Raw genomic sequence first — 14,153 nt, forward strand, 5'->3', positions numbered from 1 at the left:
CGCGGGGGTGGCGGGGTTCGCGGGTTCGCGGGGGAGTTAGCGGCGGATCAGGCGTTGCCAGAGGCGGCGCAGGGGGTTGCGGGGGCGGGGAAGCCTGGGGGAGTGGGCGGCCAGCAGTTCGGTGGCCAGTGCCGCCGTCGCCGGATCCAACTGCGGGGCGGCGAGTGCCAGGTGAGCCAGCGAGGCAGCGATCGGGACCGGTCGGCTCCGCGCCACGGCAGCCGCGTCGGCCAACCGCTCCGCCACCACCCGGGCCACGTCCGACCGCACCGAGGGGTCCACCCAGGCGGCGGTGACCAGGGCGAACAGCGCCGCCTCGGTGACCCAGTCCTCGACGCCCCAGATCAGGTCGAGCAGCACCCGGCGCCGGGTACTGCCCTCCCACGGCTCGTCGGTGCGGTGGTGCAGCAGCCCCAGACAGGCCCACACCTGCACTCCACGAACCCAGACCGACGGGTCGTGGGCCGCCAGCAGCCGACCCACCGCGTTGGCCGGCGCCGCCGGCGGATGCACCAGCAGGCCGAGCAGGTCGCCCAGGTCGAGGCCGGCCAGACCCACCGCCGCGTCGTACGCCGCCGGTGGGTGTGCCCACGCCGGGTGGGCGATCTGCCCGATCCGTTCGACAGCCGTCGCCGAGGGCGCCGCCAGCGCGGGCGTCGGGACCGTGTCCGCGTAGTGCCACAACCGCTGAGCGGACTCCCGCCGGGGCTCGCGTGGGTCGGGCTCCGGCGTGCCGACGACCTCGATCCGTAGCCCGGGGGCGGTGGAGATGGCCGTCCCGACCGCGCTCGGCGGGGCGGCGGCCGGTAGGCGTACGGCACCGCCGAGACCATTGTCGTCATCGGCCACCGCCTGGCGGATCGCGTCGACCAGGGGCCCACCGGCCGGGGTGAGTTGGCCGAGCCAGGGTCGACCTCGGCAGCACTGGGCCAGGTCGCCGTGCTCGTGGCTGTCGTCCGGGTGGTCCCGCACGAAGTCGGCGAGCGCGACAAGGTGGGCGAGGTCACCGTCGCGCAGGTGCCGCAGGCGGTGGGCGGTGTGCACGGCGCAGTCGAACGACGGATCGCGCGCCAGCGCCCGCTCGGTCCACTCCAACGCCTCGTCCAGCCGGCCGATCTCGGCCAGTGTGCCGGCGATGTCCGCGTAGATCGCCAGGTCGTCGGGGTCCAGCTCGACGGCCCGACCGAGGGCCGCGAGGCCGTCGCGGGTCCGGCCCGAGCTGCGGTACGCGTACCCGAGCCACACCTCGCCCATCTTCGAGGGCTGTGCGCGTACCCCTCGGGTGGCCCAGCGGACCGCCAGCTCGACCTCGCCGAGGCGCCGGGCCAGCGCGGACGCCGCGCCCAGCAGCAGGCCGTGTTCGGGGTGCACGGTGGCCGCGTTGCGGGCGAGGGTGAGGTACGGGGTCAGCGGGGCCCGCCCGATCCGCGGCACCGGGTCGGGCAGTGCGGCGCAGACCTGCATGAGGACGCGGGCGATGTGCTCCGGTTCCAGCCGTTCGGCCAGCTCGGGCGCGGTGACCCAGGGCACGCCGGCCCACTCGGTGCCGGGCGCGTACGACGTCGCAGCGGCCAGCAGCTCCAGCCCTTCGGCGGGGCGTCCGGCGGTGGCGAGGAGGTGGGCGCGGGCGACGACAGCACCCACGAAGGTGTGGTGGTTGATCGGGAAGAGGTCGAGGCCGCCGCCGCTCGTTGCGGCCAGCCGGGCCAGCGTCTCGTGTACCTCCGGCAGGGTGGGGGCCTGCGCCAACGCGCCGGCGAGGTGGCCGGCGGCGTGGTGCAGGTCGCCCTCGTCGAGTGCCAGCCGGGCCAGCGCCAGCTCCTCCGTCGCGGAGAGCGCGGGATCGTCCGTTCCCTCGGGCACGTCGTCCTCTCGTGGCAGTTAGACCGGGTGCAACGGGTAAAGCTTAGTTGATATTGAGATCAACTGGTGATCATCTGCGCAGTCCTGCTCGTTCAATTGCTGAGATACGCTCAAAAGTGCAAGACTGAGCAAGAATCGCGCGGCAACCGCGCAGGGGAGGGGTTTCCGTGACACGTGCAGGGGCTGGAATGGCCGCCGACATCGACGAGCAGCCGGCTGGCTACGCGCGCCTGCTCTCCGCCGCCAACGCCGCCGAGATCGCCCGGGTGGCGGCGGTCATCGCGCAGCGTCGGCCACGGCACGTGGTCTTCACCGCACGGGGCACCTCCGATCACGCGGCGCTCTACGGGGCCTACCTGACCGAGATCCGGCTCGGCCTTCCCGCCGGGCTGGCCTCGCCCAGCGTCGTCACCCTGTTCGGGGCCCGCCCCGACCTCTCCGACGCGCTCGTCGTCGGGGTCAGCCAGAGCGGCGGCTCGCCCGACCTGGCCGAGGTGCTGCGCGCAGCCCGAGCCTCCGGCGCGCTGACCCTCGCGGTGACCAACGCCCCCGACTCGCCGCTTGTCGACGTGGCCGAGCTGAGCGTCGACATCGCCGCCGGGCACGAGCGGGCGGTGGCCGCCACCAAGACGTACACCGCCGAGCTGCTGGCCCTGCTGATGCTGGTGGAGGGGATCCGGGCCGGCGACGGCGTGCTCCCGAAGGCCGAACGGGACGCGCTCGACGCACTTCCCGAACTGGCCGCCCGCACCCTGGCCGACGGCACTCCGGCCCAGCTCGCCCCGCGCTACCGGTTCGCCCGTCAGCTGGTCACCACCGGCCGGGGCTACGCCTACCCCACCGCCCGGGAGGCAGCGCTGAAGCTGATGGAGACCTCGTACCTGCCGGCGCTCGCCTTCTCCGGCGCCGACCTGCTGCACGGCCCGCTCGCGATGACCGACCCGGAGGTCCCGGTGCTCGCCATTGTCGGCTCCGGCCCCGGCGGCCGGTCGATGGGTGAGGTGCTGCCCCGCCTCGGCGAACGCCGCGCCGACGTCGTGGTGGTCGGCTCCGCCGACGTGCCGGGCGCCACCCGGCTGGCCGTCCCCGAGGTCGACGAGCGGTACGCCCCGCTGCTGGACATCCTGCCGATGCAACGGTTGGCCCTGGCCCTGGCGCTGACCCGAGGCGAGGACCCGGACGCGCCGCGCGGGTTGAAGAAGGTCACCGCGACGATGTGAGGCGCGGCGTGGCACCCTGGTCACCGTGTCCACGCTGCGCGACCTCGCCGAGGAGCACACCCATCTCCGTCCGGCCGACATCGACCATCTGCACCGGATCGCCGGCGACTGGCAACTGCTCTCCGATCTGTCCTTCGCTGACCTGCTGCTCTGGGTGCCGGTCGACGCCGACGGCACGTTCCTCTGTGTCGCCCAGGTGCGCCCGACCACCGCACCGACCGCCTATCAGGACGACCAGGTGGGTCGGATCGTCGGCGGGTCGGAGGTGGCCCACCTGGGGGTGGCGTACTCCCAGGGGCGGATCTGGCGTGAGGGCGACCCGGTCTGGTACGGCGACGTGCCGGCCCGACACGAGGCGATCCCGGTTCGGCTGCGTACCGTCGAGGGGGAGGCCGGCGAGGTGATCGCCGTGGTCGGGCGGGACACCAACCTCTCCACCGCGCGTACGCCCAGCCAACTGGAGCTCAACTACCTCACCACCGCCGACGACCTGGCGCAGATGATCGCCGACGGCACCTTCCCGCCGCCGCGGCATCCGGGCGAGACCACCTCCGCGCCCCGGGTCGGCGACGGCCTGGTCCGGCTCGACGCCGGCGGCAAGGTCACCTACGCCAGCCCGAACGCCCAGTCCGCGTACCGCCGACTGGGCTACGCCTCGCACCTGGTGGGGGAGGACCTGGCCGCGTTGCACCGCCGGTTGGCCGGTGACCCGCTGGACGGCACCGAGGCCTCGAACGGCATCCTGGCCGCGCTGCGCGGTGAGGCGCCACCCCGCCGGGAGATCGACGCACGAGGCGCCACGATGCTCACCCGGGCGCTGCCGCTGATGCCGGCCGGGGTGCCGATCGGAGCGTTGGTGCTGGTCCGCGACATCACCGAGGTCCGTCGCCGGGACCGGGCGCTGATCACCAAGGACGCCACCATCCGGGAGATCCACCACCGGGTGAAGAACAATCTCCAGACGGTGGCCGCGCTGCTGCGGTTGCAGGCCCGCCGGGTGGCGATGCCGGAGGCCCGGGTCGCCCTTGAGGAATCGGTCCGTCGGGTCGCCTCGATCGCCCTGGTGCACGAGACACTCTCGATGTCCAGCGACGAGGCGGTGGAGTTCGACGGCATCGTCGACCGGGTGGCCAGCGCGGCGACCGAGGTCGCGGCGACCGAGGTGAGCGTCGGCATGCGTCGGCGGGGCAGCTTCGGCGTACTGCCGGCGGAGATCGCCACCTCGTTGGTGATGGTCCTCAACGAGTTGCTGCTCAACGCCGTCGAGCACGGCTTCCCGCCGGCCGACGAGACGGAGGAGGCCCCGGTGGCCTCCGCCTCCGGCATGGTGCCGGTTGCCGCTCCCGAGGTGGACCCGTCGCTGCGGCCCGAGGTGGTGGTCTCCGCGCACCGGTTCCGCAAGATGCTGCACGTCTCGGTGACCGACAACGGTCGTGGCCTGCCGCCGGACTTCGACGCCGAACGCGGCAGCCGGCTCGGCCTCCAGATCGTTCGGGCCCTGATCACCGGGGAGCTGCGCGGCACCATCGAACTGCGCGCCGGCGCCAACGGCGGCACCGAGGCCATGCTGGTCATCCCGCTGGCCCGCAACACCCACGACGGCCGCTCGCAGCCCTGACCGCCGCGCGCGGCCACCTCGCCGTCCTACTGAGTCAGCAGGGCGACGGTGAGACCGGGGCGCTGCCAGACCTGGGTGACTGTGAAGTCCGTGCGCAGCGCGTCGCCCTTGGCGCCGGGCACGGCGGCCAGCGGCTCGGGGTGCCGGCCGGAGACGACGAGCCAGACCCGCGTCGTACCGGCCAGGCACTGCGCCGGCTGGGGGCACTCGGCGGCCCACAGGTCGCCGCGGCGCACCTCGTCCTCGGTGACCAGCACGTCACGTGGTGGGTCGCCGAGGTGGTACTCGATACCGAGGTCGAGGAAGAGCCAGCTGTGCCGGGGCGAGTAGACCACCGCGTCCCCCGGGCGTTGGCCGTCGGCGATCACCCGCGCCGCCCCGGAGTAGTCCACCGGCGCGCTGCGTGGCCACTCGTGGGTCCGGCGCAGCGCGGCCTGGTCGGGTAGGCCGAGCAGCCCGGCCAGCACCACAACGACGAGCGCGGCCGGTGCGGCTACGGCGGCCAGCGCCGCGCCGGCCAGCAGGCACGCGAAGGGCACCACGAAGACCAGGTACCGGGGCACCCACAGCGGTACGACGGTGCCCGCGGCGAAGAGCAGCAGTACGGGCAGCAGCACCGCGCCGACCGGCAGCAGGGCGCGTCGCCCGAGCCGGGCCGCGCCGAGCGCCGCGACCCCGAGCAGCAGGCCACCGACCACACTGCTCTGGGTGACGCCGCCGGGCAGCGCGGTGAGGTCGTCCAGTCGGGCCAGGTGGACCCAGTCCAACTGCCGGGACTGCTGGGTCCGGGCCTTGACCAGCAGCGGGCCGGCCAGCAGCGCGACCGGCACCATGGCGACCAGCCACCGCCACACCCGACGGTCCCGTTCGGTGCCGGGCTGGGCCGGGGTGGCGACGCCGGCCGCGGCTGGGCCGCGCCACCGGGCGATGAGGACGACCAGCGCGTGGGCGGCGAGCAGTGTGAGTGCGATCAGGTGGATGAGCCCGAGGGCGGCGACGGCGACGGCGTAACCGGCCCAACGGGCCCAGCTCGGTCGACGCAGCGCGGTCACCAGCAGCAGTGTGGCGAGCACGGCGAGCATGGTGGCCAGCGCGTACGGGCGAGCCTCCTGCCCGTAGCGGGAGGTGCCGGGGAGCACCGCGAACAGCAGCCCGGCGAAGAGGCCGCCGCGCCGGTCGACGAGTTGCGTGCCGAGCACGGCGAGCAGCCCGGCGGCCACTGTCATCGCCAGCACCGCCGGCACGCGCAGGGCGATCGTGGAGTCGCCGAAGACCCTCGTCCAGACGTGCATCAGCAGGTAGTACGGCCCGGTAGCGGCGTCGATGGTGCCGGCCAGCCGGAGCAGGTCGCCGGGCGAACGGGTGGCCGCGCTCCACGTCGCCAGCTCGTCGCGCCAGAGCTGGGCGGAGCCCAGCCCGGTCACCGTCACCGCCAGTGTCAACAGTGCCGGGGGGAGCCAGACCGGCAGGCGGCGCAGGTGCTCCCACGCCGCCCCGGCCGACCTCTCGGACAATTGCCCCACGGTCCGAGCCTGCCACGGCCACCCCCTGCGCGGGCGTCAGCCGGCCGCAGGTGGTGGGCGCCAGGCGGACATCACGTCGTTCGGGCGGGCGGTCTTCGCCGGATCACGCTCCACCAGTTCGTCGAGCACGGCGTCGATCCGGGCCATCAGCTCGTCGTCGAGCCGTACCGTGGCGGCCTTGGCAGTCTCGGTGAGCTGCTCGGGCCGGGACGCGCCGACGATCGCGCCGGCCACCGTCGGCCGGCGCAGCACCCAGGCCACCGCCAACTGGGCCATCGTGCAGCCGGCGGCCTCGGCGACCGGTCGGAGCTGGCGTACCCGGGAGAGCAGCAGATCGGAGGAGTAGCGGGCGATGAACGAGCCACCGAAACCGTCGGTGGCCCGGGAACCGGCGGGTGGACGTCGGCCCGGCTCGTACCGACCGGTCAGCACGCCCATCGCGAGCGGCGACCAGGCGAGCTGGCCCAGGCCGAGGTCGGCGCAGGCGGGCGACACCTCGGCCTCCACGACCCGCCACAGCATGGAGTACTGCGGCTGGTTGGCGATGAACGGGATGTGCAGCTCGGCGGCGAGTCGCAGGCCCGCGCGCAGCTGCGGGGCGGTCCACTCGGAGGCGCCGACGTAGAGCACCTTGCCCTGGCGGACCAGGTCGGCGAAGGCGAGCATCGTCTCCTCCAGCGGCACGCTGTCGTCGTACCGGTGTGCCTGGTAGAGGTCGAGGTAGTCGGTGCCCAGCCGGCTCAGCGAGGCGTGGCAGCCCTCGATGACGTGCTTGCGGGACAGCCCGGCGTCGTTGGCTCCCGGCCCGACCGGCAGGCACACCTTCGTGCACAGCTCGATCGAGCTGCGTCGGACGCCGCTCAGCGCCCTGCCCAACGCCTCCTCGGCCCGCCCCTGGGCGTACCGGTCGGCGGTGTCGAACGTGGTGATGCCCGCATCCAGGGCGGCGGTCACGCACGCGGCCGCCGCGTCGTCGTCGAGCTGGTTGCCGTGGGTGACCCAGTTGCCGTACGCGACCGCGCTGACGCGCAGGCCCGACCGGCCCAGTTGCCTGTACTCCATGACGAGAATCGTCGGGCCGCCCCGCGCTGTCGCCGAACCGTTCGAACGTGGTCGAATCCGTGGGTGATCGAGGTTCGGTTCTCGCCCGACGACCTGAGCCGGGTCCGGTTCGTGCACTCGCCCCTGGCCGAGCTGGTGGCCAGCTCCTGGGCGTTACGCAAGCCGGAGAAGTACTGGATGCACCGTCCGTGGCGGCAACGCGCGGAGCGGCTGCTGCCGGACGCCGGCCTGGAACCGCTGTTGGCGGTGCTCAGGTCGTCCAACGGTTACGTGCCGGATTTCCTCACCCCGATCGGAGTGGCACCGAACCTGGCCGCCGAGCTGCGGGCGGTCGCCGGCACCGACCCGTCCCGGATGCGCCGGCAACTGGAGCGGGCCGGCGCACCCCGGCTGACCTCGGACGAGTTGGTCGCCCAACTCCACAGGTACTTCACAGTGCTGATCGCACCGGACTGGCCCCGGCTGCGGGCGCTCGCGCTGGCCGACATCCGGCGGCGGATGCTGCTCGCCGCCGAGCAGGGCGGGCGCACCCTGCTGCGCGAGGTGCACCCGTTGATCCGCTGGGACGGCGCGGCGCTGCGGGTCGCCGTCGGCACGACAGTGCCGGCCGACCTGGACGGGCGCCCGTGGACGCTGCTGCCCACCGCGTTCTCCGGGCCGACTGTGCACGCGATCATGGAGGGCGACGCCGGGCCCGCCCTCTGCTATCCGCCCACCGGACTGGGCGGGCTGTGGGATTCGCCCCCGCCCAGCGCGGCGCTGGGCGCCCTGCTCGGCGGTACCCGGGCGGCGGCGCTGTCCCTGCTGGACTCGCCGCTGAGCACCGGCGAGGTGGCCGCGATGCTGGGTCTCGCGCCGGCGACGGCGTCGCACCACCTCACCACCTTGCGGGACAACGGCCTGATCGCCGGCGTACGACAGGGGCGGGTGGTGCGTTATGCCCGAACTATCCTCGGTGACCAGCTGGTCGGCTGAGCCTCGGCCCGTGATGTGGGATCCAGCACGTGGACATTGGCCGGCCCCCTTGGGGTGTGGCAGCATGGGCCCATGACCGCCGCAGTCGTCCGCCGCTTCGTGGCACGTCGCCACGTCGATTACGGCCGCGTGCGCAGCGCGATCTGTCCGGCCTACTGACGACGCCCGACCAATCTGTCTCGGGCGCGCTCCGCGCCGGCTGTCTCAGACACCGTTGTCCCGCCCGCTTCGCCGGGCCGGCCGCCGCGCCCCGCGTATCCCGAGGCACAGCAGACAACGGAGGACGCCGCGATGGCGGTCAGCAGCATCCCGGCCCGTTCCGAGGACCCGACGGCTCGCCCGACCCGAGCGCCGCGCCGGCCACGGGGTGAGGGTCAGTGGGCGCTCGGCCACCGCGAGCCGCTCAACCCCAACGAGCGGATCAAGAAGGACGACGACCCGCTCAACGTCCGGGCCCGCATCGAGAACATCTACGCGCACGGCGGCTTCGCCTCCATCGACCCGCAGGACCTGCGGGGCCGGTTCCGCTGGTGGGGCCTCTACACCCAGCGCAAGGCGGGCATCGACGGCGGACGCACCGCCGTGCTGGAGCCGCACGAGCTGGAGGACGAGTTCTTCATGCTCCGGGTCCGCATCGACGGCGGCCAGCTCAGCCTGGCTCAGCTGCGCGTGATCGCGGACATCTCCCGGGAGTTCGCCCGGGACACCGCCGACATCACCGACCGGCAGAACATCCAGTACCACTGGATCCGGGTCGAGGACATGCCGGAGATCTGGCGTCGGCTGGAGTCGGTTGGCCTGCAGACCACCGAGGCGTGCGGCGACTGCCCACGGATCGTGCTGGGCAGCCCGGTCGCCGGGGTGGCCCGCGACGAGCTGGTCGACCCGACTCCGGCGATCGACGAGATCGTCTCCCGGTACGTGGGGGACAAGCAGTTCTCCAATCTGCCCCGCAAGTTCAAGACGTCCATCTCCTGGCTGGTCGACACCCCGTACGAGTCGAACGACATCGCCCTCCTCGGCGTCGACCACCCCGAGCACGGGCCGGGCTTCGACCTCTGGGTCGGTGGCGGGCTCTCCACCAACCCGATGCTGGCCCAGCGGCTTGGCGTCTGGGTGCCGCTGGCCGAGATCCCCGACGTGTGGGCCGGCGTGGTCGGGATCTTCCGCGACTACGGCTACCGCCGACTGCGCAACCGCGCCCGGCTGAAGTTCCTGGTGGCCGACTGGGGCGTGGAGCGCTTCCGTGAGGTCCTGGAGAAGGAGTACCTGGGCCGTACGCTGCTCGACGGCCCCGCCCCGGAGCTGCCGGCGAAGCCGATCGACCACGTGGGCGTGCACGAGCAGGCCGACGGGCGGCACTACGTGGGCGCGGCTCCGGTGGTCGGGCGGGTCTCCGGCGCGCAGCTCAGCCAGTTGGCCGACGTGGTCGAGGCGCACGGCAGCGACCGGGTGCGGCTCACCCCGTACCAGAAGCTGCTGGTGCTCGACGTGCCGTCGGAGCGGACGGAATCGCTTGTCGACGCGCTACGCGGGATCGGTCTGGAGGCCCGGCCGTCGGCCTGGCGGCGCGGCACGATGGCGTGCACCGGCATCGAGTACTGCAAGCTCGCCATCGTCGAGACGAAAGCCCGCGGCGAGGAGTTGGTGGCCCGGCTGGAGCAGCGGCTGCGCGACTTCGACGCGGACATCTCGATCCACATCAACGGCTGCCCGAACGCGTGCGCACGCACCCAGGTGGCCGACATCGGGCTCAAGGGTCAACTGGTGGTCGGACCGGACGGCCAACAGGTCGAGGGCTTCCAGGTGCACCTGGGCGGCGGGCTGGGCATGGCCCAGGGGCAGACCGCCGGTTTCGGCCGCAAGCTTCGCGGCCTGAAGACCACCGCCGACGAACTTCCGGAGTACGTGGAACGGCTGGCCCGTCGCTACCTGGCCGGTCGGAGCGAGGGCGAGACGTTCGCCAACTGGGTGATCAGAGTCGACGAGGAGGAACTGCGGTGAGCAGCGAGAACCGAGCGGCACCTCTGTACTGCCCGTACTGCGGCGAGGAGGACCTGCGGCCGCACGAGGCGGGTCACGGCGCCTGGGAGTGCCACGCCTGCACCCGGGTCTTCTCGGTGAAGTTCACCGGGTTGCTGAGTCGGGCGGTGACCTCATGAGTCTCGTCTCGGCCGCGAGCCTGCGCCTGGTGGGCCCGGGCGGCTCGACGCCGGCCGACCCGGCCCGGCGCGACCCGGACGAGCTGCGGACCCTGGCCGAGCAGGCCGCTCGGGACCTGGAAGGCGCCCCGGCACTGGAGATCGCCCGCTGGGCGGCGCAGACCTTCGGTGAGCGGTTCTGCGTGACCAGCTCGATGGCCGACGCCGTGCTGGCGCACCTGGTCTCCCGGGTGGCCCCCGGGGTGGACGTGGTCTTCCTCGACACCGGCCTGCACTTCCCCGAGACGCTGCGGGTACGCGACGAGGTCGCCCGGACGCTGCCGGTGAACGTCCGGTCCATCCGGCCCCGGCTCACCGTCGGCCAGCAGGACGGCCAGTACGGCCCCCGGCTGTTCAACAAGTCGCCGGACGACTGCTGCCAGTTGCGCAAGGTGGAGCCGCTGGAGCGCGCGCTGACCGGGTACGACGCCTGGGCTGCCGGTCTGCGCCGGGACGAGTCGCCGAGCCGGGCCAACACACCGGTGGTGACATTCGACGCGCGTCGGGGCAAGGTCAAGGTCAACCCGATCGCGGCCTGGTCGCAGAAGGACGTGGACTCCTACATCGCCCGGTTCAACGTGCCCGTCAACGAGCTGTTCAAGCAGGGTTACGGGTCGATCGGCTGCTGGCCGTGCACCCGCCGTACGAAGGCCGGCGAGGACGCGCGGGCCGGCCGGTGGGCCATGTTCGAGAAGACCGAGTGCGGGCTGCACGTCTGACCTCCCCGGCGACGCCCCTGACCGGCCTCGGTGCGGCTGGCGGGGCGGACCCGGTGGTGCTGGTCGCGCACGGCAGCCGTGACCCACGGGCGGCCGATGCCACCCGGGCGCTGGCTCGGGCGGTGTCGGCGGCCCGGCCGGGCACACCGGTGTGGGCGAGTTGGCTGGACCACACCGAGCCGGGGCCGACCGAGGTGTTGCGCGACCTGGCCGTGGCCGGTCACCGTCGGGCGGTGCTGGTGCCGTTGCTGCTGACCGCCGCGTACCACCATCGGGTGGACATTCCGGCGGCGGTCGCCGCGGCGGCGCGGTCCGGGCCACAGCTGTCGGTACGGGTGACCGATGTGCTCGGCCCGGCGGACGACACGCCCGATCCGGGGCTGCTGGCCGGGCTGTGTCGACGGCTGGGTGAGACGCGTCCGGGTCGTTTCGACGCGTTGGTGCTGGCTGCGGCGGGCACCAGGGACGCGCGGGCGCGACGATCGGTGGGCCGGGTCGCCGACGCGCTCGGTGTGGAGTTCGGGGTGCCCTGCCGGGTGGCGTACGCGTCGGCGGCTCCACCGGCTGCCGGTGCGGCGGTGTCCCGGTTGCGGGCGTCCGGCGCGCGCCGGGTCGCGGTGTCCGCGTACTTCCTGGCGCCGGGGCTGTTCCACGACTCGGTGACCGAGGCGGCCGGGGCGGCGGGTGCGGTGGCGGTCGCCGCCCCGTTGACCGACGCGCCGGAGTTGGTCGAGTTGGTGCTGCGTCGGGTCGACGGCCGGCCGGTGCTGGCGCCCACCGGCTGACCCGTGCCGGCACTGTGTGCTCCGGTGCCGGACAGCAGGACGCCCCGGCGGGCGGACCCACCGGGGCGTACGGCTGTGTGTTGGGAATCAGGCGGAGTGAGCGCGCAACACCCGGAGACCGCCGCGCCGCTTGACGGCGCGCCGCTCCTCTTCGCTCATTCCGCCCCAGACGCCAGCGTCCTGACCTGACTCGAGTGCCCACTGCAGGCACTGGTCGGTCACGGAGCAGCGCCTGCAGACGGCCTTGGCCTGCTCGACCTGCAGGAGAGCCGGACCGGACGTCCCGATCGGGAAGAACAGCTCCGGGTCCTCGTCACGGCAGACACTATGGTGACGCCAGTCCATGGCGGCAACACTCCTCATTCTGGATGGGTGGCAACAATTGCTTGGTCGTGCTTTTCCTATATGCATCCGCGTGCCGATGGTGACAGTTAGCGTCCGTCCATTCGGCAGTGCGTGAGCAGGCAGTTAGCGCCCGGGGACCTGCTGGAACAGCTCAACCTGCCGAGCATATCCAGGCACTGTCCCGGTAACTCAAGTTCGCTTGTGAATACTTTCACGAACAGTCGTGATGTCAAGGGTGACGCTCGGAAAAACTCCGGGCGGTGAGCAAGACCACAACCCATTTGTCCGGATACCAGTGCTTTCCTGGTTACCCGCCGTGCCACAGTCGAGGATCAATATAGTACAGTCCGCGTGACATTGCTGACATTTCCGGCACCTGTCCTCGGTGTGGCGGCGACCGTGTCGGCCGGTTGTGGCCACCGCTTCAACCAAGGGCAGTACCCGAGACCTAGCAGATTACTCTCAGTGCGGCCGGAACGGAGGTGAATCTGACTTTCTCCCGCTCGCCGAGATAGTCCCCGTCGAGCTGGAACGCCTGCGGACGGCTGGAGACCAGCGTGAACTCCGCCGTGTCATGGAGTCGTAACACCTGCCGGCCGCGTGGATCCGGTTGCCGGGACAGGAACTGCGTCACTGTCCGTGTTGTGCTAGCCACCCGGAGCTGACGCAACGCCAGCACATCCAGCCCGAGATCGAACGACGCCGCCGGGTTCGGGTTGACCTCCCGGTCGCCCAGGTACGTCCACGGTGCCGTGTTCTGGATGATGACGGTGGCCAGCTCGGCCTCCGCCGGCTCGCCCGGACGCTCCAGGACGATCGCCGGGTGCCGCCGGTCCGAGGCGAAGAAGTACTGATTCATGATCGAACGCAGATAGAGCGACGGCGTGGAGACCCGCCCCTTCCGCCGGGCCTGCTCCACCCGGTGGATCACCGCGGCGTCCAGCCCGAAGCCGGCGCAGAAGGTGAAGTAGCGGTCGTCGGCGAGGCCCAGCCCCACCGTCCGGCTCCGGCCCAGCCGCAGCCCTTCCAGGATCATGCTGGTCGCCTCCGGCCACTCCCGGGGCAGACCCACAGCGCGGGCGAACACGTTCGTCGAGCCACCGGGGACGGTCGCCAACGCGGGCAGTCGCTCGGCCATCGGCGCGTCGCCGGCGCGAGTCGGCGGTTCGGCAGTCATCAGGCCGTTCACCACCTCGTTCACAGTGCCGTCGCCACCCAGGGTGACGACCAGGTCGACGCCCTCAGCGGCTGCCTCCCGGGCCAGCGCCACGGCGTGTCCACGGCGACGGGTGTAGCGCACACTGAGATCGACTTCGCTGCGCAGCGCCCGGACGAGCACGTCCCGGCTGCGTTCGCTGGTGGTGGTGGCCTTCGGATTGACCACCAGGACGGCCCGCATGGGCGGCACTGTACCTTCCGGCAGCCCGGGTATCGTGGCGCGCGTGACCATCGACTCGGACCCGATCCCCGTCACGCTCCGCTGGGCGGTCCGGCTGCTGTGGGCGGAGGCGGCCGTCGTCGGGCTGATCGCCGTCTGGCTGGTCTGGGCCGATCTCACTGCCACCCGCACCGACCTGCTGGCGGCATTGCTGGTGACCGTGTTCGCCATCGGGGCGGCCGTCGCGCTCTGGGCCCTGGGTCGCGCGCTGCTACGCCGTCAGGCGGGCGCACGAGCCCCCGCGATAGTGCTTCAGCTGATGCTGCTGCCGATCGGGTGGTTCATGATCCAGGCCGGCCTGGGCTGGCTGGGCGTGCCGCTGATGGCGCTCGGCCTGGGCGTGGCCTGGCTGCTGATCTGCCCTCCGACGACCCGCGCCCTCGGCTTCGAGTGACAGCGCCGAT

13 protein-coding genes are annotated in these 14,153 nt (G+C 72.6%); 8 read left to right on the plus strand and 5 right to left on the minus strand.

Annotation, left to right across the window (positions count from 1 at the left end; all coding sequences use genetic code 11):
• Nucleotides 1-36: 36 nt before the first annotated feature.
• Nucleotides 37-1,863, minus strand: coding sequence for a tetratricopeptide repeat protein (locus tag AB0B98_RS24165; protein WP_357365489.1), 1,827 nt, complete (start codon nucleotides 1,861-1,863; stop codon nucleotides 37-39).
• Between the two features lie 188 nt (nucleotides 1,864-2,051).
• On the opposite strand from AB0B98_RS24165, the gene AB0B98_RS24170 reads away from it, so the two are divergent.
• A complete protein-coding gene (locus AB0B98_RS24170) occupies nucleotides 2,052-3,083 on the plus strand; it encodes an SIS domain-containing protein (RefSeq protein ID WP_357365491.1) in 1,032 nt (343 codons plus the stop codon).
• A 25-nt stretch (nucleotides 3,084-3,108) separates the two neighbouring features.
• Nucleotides 3,109-4,701 carry a histidine kinase N-terminal domain-containing protein gene (locus AB0B98_RS24175; RefSeq protein ID WP_357365493.1) on the plus strand — a complete coding sequence of 531 codons (1,593 nt, stop codon included), beginning with the start codon at nucleotides 3,109-3,111 and terminating at the stop codon, nucleotides 4,699-4,701.
• Nucleotides 4,702-4,727: 26 nt separating this feature from the next.
• Here the strand turns inward: AB0B98_RS24175 and AB0B98_RS24180 are convergent, their stop codons facing one another.
• Both AB0B98_RS24180 and AB0B98_RS24185 read right to left on the minus strand, forming a co-directional pair.
• Complete coding sequence (locus AB0B98_RS24180) at nucleotides 4,728-6,224, minus strand: glycosyltransferase family 39 protein (protein ID WP_357365494.1); 1,497 nt, start codon at nucleotides 6,222-6,224, stop codon at nucleotides 4,728-4,730.
• Between the two features lie 36 nt (nucleotides 6,225-6,260).
• Nucleotides 6,261-7,286, minus strand: coding sequence for an aldo/keto reductase family protein (locus tag AB0B98_RS24185; protein WP_357365496.1), 1,026 nt, complete (start codon nucleotides 7,284-7,286; stop codon nucleotides 6,261-6,263).
• Nucleotides 7,287-7,349: 63 nt separating this feature from the next.
• On the opposite strand from AB0B98_RS24185, the gene AB0B98_RS24190 reads away from it, so the two are divergent.
• The 5 genes from AB0B98_RS24190 (at nucleotide 7,350) to AB0B98_RS24210 (ending at nucleotide 11,966) form a co-directional block, all read left to right on the plus strand.
• Nucleotides 7,350-8,261 carry an ArsR family transcriptional regulator gene (locus tag AB0B98_RS24190; protein ID WP_357365498.1) on the plus strand — a complete coding sequence of 304 codons (912 nt, stop codon included), beginning with the start codon at nucleotides 7,350-7,352 and terminating at the stop codon, nucleotides 8,259-8,261.
• A gap of 291 nt (nucleotides 8,262-8,552) precedes the next feature.
• Nucleotides 8,553-10,265 carry a nitrite/sulfite reductase gene (locus AB0B98_RS24195; protein WP_357365500.1) on the plus strand — a complete coding sequence of 571 codons (1,713 nt, stop codon included), beginning with the start codon at nucleotides 8,553-8,555 and terminating at the stop codon, nucleotides 10,263-10,265.
• The gene (locus tag AB0B98_RS24200) at nucleotides 10,262-10,423 is read left to right on the plus strand and encodes a hypothetical protein (RefSeq protein ID WP_165435836.1); all 162 of its coding nucleotides are present in this window, start codon (nucleotides 10,262-10,264) and stop codon (nucleotides 10,421-10,423) included. The genes AB0B98_RS24195 and AB0B98_RS24200 overlap by 4 nt, the downstream gene beginning before the upstream one ends.
• On the plus strand, nucleotides 10,420-11,181 hold the full coding sequence (locus tag AB0B98_RS24205; RefSeq protein WP_357365502.1) for a phosphoadenylyl-sulfate reductase: 762 nt from the start codon (nucleotides 10,420-10,422) through the stop codon (nucleotides 11,179-11,181). Before AB0B98_RS24200 ends, AB0B98_RS24205 begins: the two co-directional genes overlap by 4 nt.
• Before the next feature lie 17 nt (nucleotides 11,182-11,198).
• On the plus strand, nucleotides 11,199-11,966 hold the full coding sequence (locus tag AB0B98_RS24210; RefSeq protein WP_357365628.1) for a CbiX/SirB N-terminal domain-containing protein: 768 nt from the start codon (nucleotides 11,199-11,201) through the stop codon (nucleotides 11,964-11,966).
• 87 nt (nucleotides 11,967-12,053) lie between these two features.
• Here the strand turns inward: AB0B98_RS24210 and AB0B98_RS24215 are convergent, their stop codons facing one another.
• Nucleotides 12,054-12,311: a WhiB family transcriptional regulator gene (locus AB0B98_RS24215; protein ID WP_088950012.1), complete on the minus strand. Its 258-nt coding sequence runs from the start codon at nucleotides 12,309-12,311 to the stop codon at nucleotides 12,054-12,056.
• A 448-nt stretch (nucleotides 12,312-12,759) separates the two neighbouring features.
• Nucleotides 12,760-13,710 carry a diacylglycerol kinase family protein gene (locus tag AB0B98_RS24220; RefSeq protein ID WP_091406065.1) on the minus strand — a complete coding sequence of 317 codons (951 nt, stop codon included), beginning with the start codon at nucleotides 13,708-13,710 and terminating at the stop codon, nucleotides 12,760-12,762.
• A gap of 43 nt (nucleotides 13,711-13,753) precedes the next feature.
• Between AB0B98_RS24220 and AB0B98_RS24225 the strand changes: the two genes are divergently transcribed.
• Nucleotides 13,754-14,143: a hypothetical protein gene (locus AB0B98_RS24225; protein ID WP_124853891.1), complete on the plus strand. Its 390-nt coding sequence runs from the start codon at nucleotides 13,754-13,756 to the stop codon at nucleotides 14,141-14,143.
• Nucleotides 14,144-14,153: the final 10 nt, after the last annotated feature.

Source organism: Micromonospora sp. NPDC048947 (assembly GCF_040649495.1).
GTDB classification, from domain to species: Bacteria; Actinomycetota; Actinomycetes; order Mycobacteriales; family Micromonosporaceae; genus Micromonospora; species Micromonospora alfalfae.

Bases quoted from the DNA above. Each gene is read 5' to 3' on its own strand.
- AB0B98_RS24170 (WP_357365491.1), top strand. From the start codon at position 2,052: ATGGCCGCCGACATCGACGAGCAGCCGGCTGGCTACGCGCGCCTGCTC.
- AB0B98_RS24185 (WP_357365496.1), bottom strand. From the start codon at position 7,286: ATGGAGTACAGGCAACTGGGCCGGTCGGGCCTGCGCGTCAGCGCGGTC.
- AB0B98_RS24195 (WP_357365500.1), top strand. From the start codon at position 8,553: ATGGCGGTCAGCAGCATCCCGGCCCGTTCCGAGGACCCGACGGCTCGC.
- AB0B98_RS24205 (WP_357365502.1), top strand. From the start codon at position 10,420: ATGAGTCTCGTCTCGGCCGCGAGCCTGCGCCTGGTGGGCCCGGGCGGC.
- AB0B98_RS24215 (WP_088950012.1), bottom strand. From the start codon at position 12,311: ATGGACTGGCGTCACCATAGTGTCTGCCGTGACGAGGACCCGGAGCTG.
- AB0B98_RS24220 (WP_091406065.1), bottom strand. From the start codon at position 13,710: ATGCGGGCCGTCCTGGTGGTCAATCCGAAGGCCACCACCACCAGCGAA.